This window comes from Actinomadura sp. HBU206391 (genome assembly GCF_014323665.1).
In the GTDB taxonomy this organism is placed as follows: Bacteria; Actinomycetota; Actinomycetes; order Streptosporangiales; family Streptosporangiaceae; genus Actinomadura_C.
The window spans coordinates 1-4,516 of the sequence record NZ_JABVEB010000362.1 but is presented as its reverse complement, the minus strand read 5'-3'; the positions used below and the strand labels follow the sequence as shown (position 1 = coordinate 4,516).

General features: G+C 69.8%; 6 protein-coding genes. All 6 read left to right on the top strand.

Features of this window, described 5'->3' with window-relative positions; all coding sequences use genetic code 11:
• Positions 1–47 precede the first annotated feature (47 nt).
• Positions 48–344, top strand: coding sequence for a DUF503 domain-containing protein (locus HKK72_RS36375; RefSeq protein WP_187238936.1), 297 nt, complete (start codon positions 48–50; stop codon positions 342–344).
• 83 nt (positions 345–427) lie between these two features.
• Positions 428–925, top strand: coding sequence for a 30S ribosome-binding factor RbfA (rbfA, locus tag HKK72_RS36370; protein ID WP_187238935.1), 498 nt, complete (start codon positions 428–430; stop codon positions 923–925).
• A gap of 117 nt (positions 926–1,042) precedes the next feature.
• A complete protein-coding gene (truB, locus tag HKK72_RS36365) occupies positions 1,043–1,909 on the top strand; it encodes a tRNA pseudouridine(55) synthase TruB (protein ID WP_187238934.1) in 867 nt (288 codons plus the stop codon).
• A 169-nt stretch (positions 1,910–2,078) separates the two neighbouring features.
• Entirely contained in the window at positions 2,079–2,765 is a 687-nt protein-coding gene (trhA, locus tag HKK72_RS36360; protein WP_187238933.1) for a PAQR family membrane homeostasis protein TrhA, read from the top strand.
• An 87-nt stretch (positions 2,766–2,852) separates the two neighbouring features.
• On the top strand, positions 2,853–3,794 hold the full coding sequence (locus HKK72_RS36355) for a bifunctional riboflavin kinase/FAD synthetase (RefSeq protein ID WP_187238932.1): 942 nt from the start codon (positions 2,853–2,855) through the stop codon (positions 3,792–3,794).
• A 149-nt stretch (positions 3,795–3,943) separates the two neighbouring features.
• Positions 3,944–4,213, top strand: a complete 270-nt coding sequence (rpsO, locus tag HKK72_RS36350; RefSeq protein ID WP_187238931.1) for a 30S ribosomal protein S15 — start codon at positions 3,944–3,946, stop codon at positions 4,211–4,213.
• Positions 4,214–4,516: the final 303 nt, after the last annotated feature.

Here is a 4,516-nt window from a genome sequence, read left to right as displayed (position 1 = left end):
TCAGGCGGTCGCCTGGCGGAAACACGGCAACCGAGGTGATCGCGTAGGTGTACGTGGGTTCGTTGACACTCGACCTGTTGCTCGGGGACATACGGTCGTTGAAACAGAAGCGTTCAGTGATCAGGCCCATCGTGGCGGAGGTGCAGCGCAGATTCCCCGGCGTGGCCGTCGCCGAGACCGGCAGCCACGATCTTCATCGCCGGGCCGAGATCGGCGTGGCGGTGGTGTCCGCGCAGGCGGCCAACTGCGACGAGGTGTTGAATGCCTGCGAACGGCTGGTCGCCGGGCGTCCCGAGATCGATCTGCTGTCCGCGCGGCATCGGCTCTTCAACGACGAGGACTAGGGCGACGCCGCCACGAGGCCGTGGCGGCATCGCGGACGACACAGAGCGCCCCTGAACGGCGTTCGTAGCAAAAGGAGCGTGCCATGGACCCCGCTCGGGCCCGCAAACTCGCGGATCGAATTCAGCAGATCGTCGCGGAGATGCTGGAGCGGCGGATCAAGGACCCACGGCTCGGATTCGTCACCGTGACCGACGCCCGGATCACGGGCGACCTGAGGGACGCCACGGTCTTCTACACGGTGTACGGCTCCGCGGGCGAGCGGGCCGACACGGCCGCCGCACTGGAGAGCGCCAAAGGCGTGATCCGCTCCGAGGTCGGCAGGCAGACGGGGCTGCGGCACACGCCGACGCTCGAGTTCGTGGCCGACGATCTGCTGGACAGTGCCAAGCACATCGACGATCTGCTGGCCAAGGCGCGCGCAAGCGACGAGCAGGTCGCCCGGGCCGCCGAGGGCGCCCGGCCGGCCGGAGACCCCAACCCCTACCGCGTCCCCGCCGGCGAGGAGCCCGTCGAGGACGACGAGGCCCCCGAGGAGCACCGCGCCGAGAACGGCGACGGCGGGGAATCCTCCGCCCGGTGAGCCTTTGCCACCGGCCCGATGCCGCCCGTGCCGTGACCCCGGACGCCGCCGCGCACCACGCCGTGGCGGTGGCCGGGGCGGCCGGCCACGGCGAAGCAATGAACGGATCGTGACGCCGTGACCTCTGGACTCGTGGTCGTGGACAAGCCGGCCGGCTGGACCTCCCACGACGTGGTCGCCAAGCTGCGGCGGCTGGCCGGCACCCGGCGGGTCGGGCACGCCGGGACGCTCGACCCGATGGCCACGGGCGTCCTGGTCGTCGGGGTGGACAAGGCCACCCGGCTGCTGGGACACCTGGCGCTGACCGAGAAGGTCTACGACGCCACGATCAGGCTGGGACAGTCCACGAACACCGACGACGCCGAGGGCGAGATCGTCGCCTCGGAACCGGCCGGCGGGGTCGGTGACGAGGCGCTGCGCGAGGGGATCGCCGCGCTGACCGGCGAGATCCTGCAGGTGCCGCCACAGGTGAGCGCGATCAAGGTCGATGGCAAGCGGGCGTACAAGCTCGCTCGCGCGGGCGAGGAGGTCGCTCTCAAGGCCCGCCCGGTGACCGTGCGCGAGTTCGCGGTCCGCGATGTGCGGCGCCATGGCGACCTCGTCGACGTCGACGCGTCGATCACCTGCTCCAGCGGTACGTACATCCGCTCCCTCGCCCGCGACCTCGGTCGCTCTTTGGGCACCGGTGGTCACCTCACCGAACTGCGCCGTACCCGCGTGGGGCCGTACGACCTGGGCATGGCCCGGACGATCGAGCGGCTCACCGAGGCATTCGAGGTGCTGCCGATGGGCGAGGCGGTCTCGGCGGCCTTCCCGCGGCGGGACGTGTCCCCGGACGACGCCAAGAAGATCGCGCATGGCGGCCGGCTGCCGGCGGCCGGGCTCGGGCCCGGTCCGATCGGCGTCTACGGGCCGGACGGCACGCTGCTGGCGTTGGTGGAGGAGGCCGGGGCGGTGGCCAGGCCGCTGGCGGTCTTCGTGTAGCAACGGCCGGTACAACGGCCCGGCGGGTTCTCACGGCGGCCGGTCTCGCGGTCGGCCCGGTGTGGTCCGGTGACGGCCGGGAGGTGAGCCGCGTCACGGCCGGGATTCAACCTACGGTCCCGTAACTTACGCTATCGTAAGTTGTGTCGATCGAGGAGGTGCGACCCCCATGACCGTGACCACGACCACCGCCACGACCACAGGAGCGCTGGACCGCCGGTCGGTGAAACCGAAACTGCGCGGTTGGCTGCACATGGGCGCCTTCCCGGCGGTCGTGGTCGCAGGCCTGGTTCTCGTCGCGCTCGGCCCGACCCCCCAGGCGCGCATCGCGGCAGCGATCTACGCCGCGACCTCCGCGCTGCTCTTCGGCGTCTCGGGCACCTACCACCGCGGCAGGTCCTCCGGGCCCATGACCGAGGTGCTCCGCCGTGTCGATCACGCCAACATCTATCTGATCATCGCCGGAACGTACACGCCGTTCGCCGCGCTGGCGCTGGAGGGGACCGCCCAGGCGGTCGTCCTGTCGGTGATCTGGTTCGGTGCGCTCGCCGGGGTGATCTTCCGCACGATCTGGCTCGGCGCGCCCCGCTGGCTCTACACCTCGCTCTACATCGGCCTGGGGTGGGTGGCGGTGTTCTTCATCCCCCAGTTCGCCTCGGGTGCCGGCGTGGCGGCGACCGTGCTCGTGATCACGGGCGGCGCTCTGTACAGCGTCGGGGGTGTCGTCTACGGCCTGCGACGTCCCGACCCCTCCCCGCGCTGGTTCGGATTCCACGAGGTGTTCCACGCGTGCACGCTGGCCGCCTACATCGCGCAGTTCGTGGCCGTGTCGCTGGTCGTTCATCAGGCGGGGTGACACTGATGGGGCCGATGTCATGGGCACCTCGTTCCCCATGGCAGGCTTGGGGCGGCGGCTCAGGCGGCTCATGAGAGGAGCGAGCAGTTGCGGCGCTGGTACGGCCTCGATGAGGTCCCTTCCGGCTGGGGCAGGTCGGTGGTCACCATCGGGGTCTTCGATGGCGTGCACCGCGGTCATCAGCACATTGTCGGCAGCACCGTCGAACTGGCGAAGGAGCGTGGCCTGCCCACCGTGGTGATCACTTTCGATCCCCACCCCGACGAGGTCGTACGGCCCGGCACGCATCCGCCGCTGCTCTGCTCGCCCAAGCGGCGGGCGGAACTGCTGGCCGGCCTCGGCACCGACGCGGTGATGGTCCTGCCGTTCACGCTGGAGCTGTCCCGGATGGGTCCGGACGAGTTCGTTCAGTCCGTCCTCGTCGACCGGCTGCACGCGGCCCATGTGGTCGTGGGGGAGAACTTCCGGTTCGGGCACAAGGCCAAGGGCGACGTGGCCCTGCTCCAGGATCTCGGCGAGAAGTACGACTTCACCGCCGAGGGCGTCCCTCTCGTGGCCAACGGCGAGACGATCTCCTCGTCGTACATCAGGGAGCTGCTTTTCGACGGCGACGTCGTAGGGGCCGCTGAGGCGCTCGGCCGGCCGCACCGCGTCGAGGGCGTCGTGGTCCGCGGTCACCAGCGGGGTCGGGCGCTCGGCTTCCCGACGGCCAACCTGGAGACGCTCCCGCACACGGCCATCCCGAGCGACGGCGTCTACGCGGGATGGCTGGTCTGCGACTCCGACGCCTATCCCGGCGCCCGGTGGCCGACGGCGATCTCGATCGGCACCAATCCCACGTTCGAGGGGCAGGAGCGCACCGTCGAGGCGCACGCCCTCGATCGGGATGATCTCGATCTCTACGGCGAGCACGTCGCGGTGGACTTCGCCGTGCGGATCCGCGACACGCTGAAGTTCGAGTCGATCGAGGCGCTGGTCGAGGAGATGCACCGTGACGTCGCGAGATCCCGGGAAATCACACGCTTCTGACCCGACGTGGTACGGTGGGTAGTCGCCGGGGCCAAGGCCCGGCCGGTTTGCTGCACCCTCATGCGGCGACCATTCGATAAACGCACCATGCGGACCCGTGCGCTCCACCGAAGCCGGGATCTGCGGGTGACGACCTATGAAGGAGCCTCGTGTCGCTCGACACCGCCGTAAAGAACCAGATCATCGCCGAGTACGCGACCAGTGAGGGTGACACCGGATCACCGGAGGTCCAGGTCGCGCTGCTGACCCGTCGGATCAACGATCTGACGGAGCACCTCAAGACCCACAAGCACGACCACCACAGCCGCCGCGGGCTGCTGCTGCTGGTCGGCCGCCGGCGCCGACTGCTCAAGTACCTGCAGGACAAGGAGATCAGCCGCTACCGGCAGCTGATCGAGCGTCTCGGCCTGCGCCGCTAGCGATTGACGAGGGAGTGACTCGGGCGGGTCACTCCCTCGCTCGTTATCGCCGGCGCGCGCCCCTCGGTGGTGCGCGCCATAACTGAACATGACAGCCCGCGGGCGCCGACCCGGCGCGTCGAGGGCCGGTCCTCGGTAGTGGCTTCCGGGTCGTGCCTCGCACGAGCCGAGAGCTTCGATCGAAGACCGGCACTTCTCGAGAAGCAACGCCGCAGACGGGGAAACGACCGCGGGAACCCACGAAACCAAGGAGGTTTCCCCGTGGATGCTGTGCGCGTAGATGGAGCGCAGAGCTCAGAGGCG

Coding starts and splice junctions, on each gene's coding strand:
- rbfA (WP_187238935.1), top strand. CDS start 428: ATGGACCCCGCTCGGGCCCGCAAACTCGCGGATCGAATTCAGCAGATC.
- trhA (WP_187238933.1), top strand. CDS start 2,079: ATGACCGTGACCACGACCACCGCCACGACCACAGGAGCGCTGGACCGC.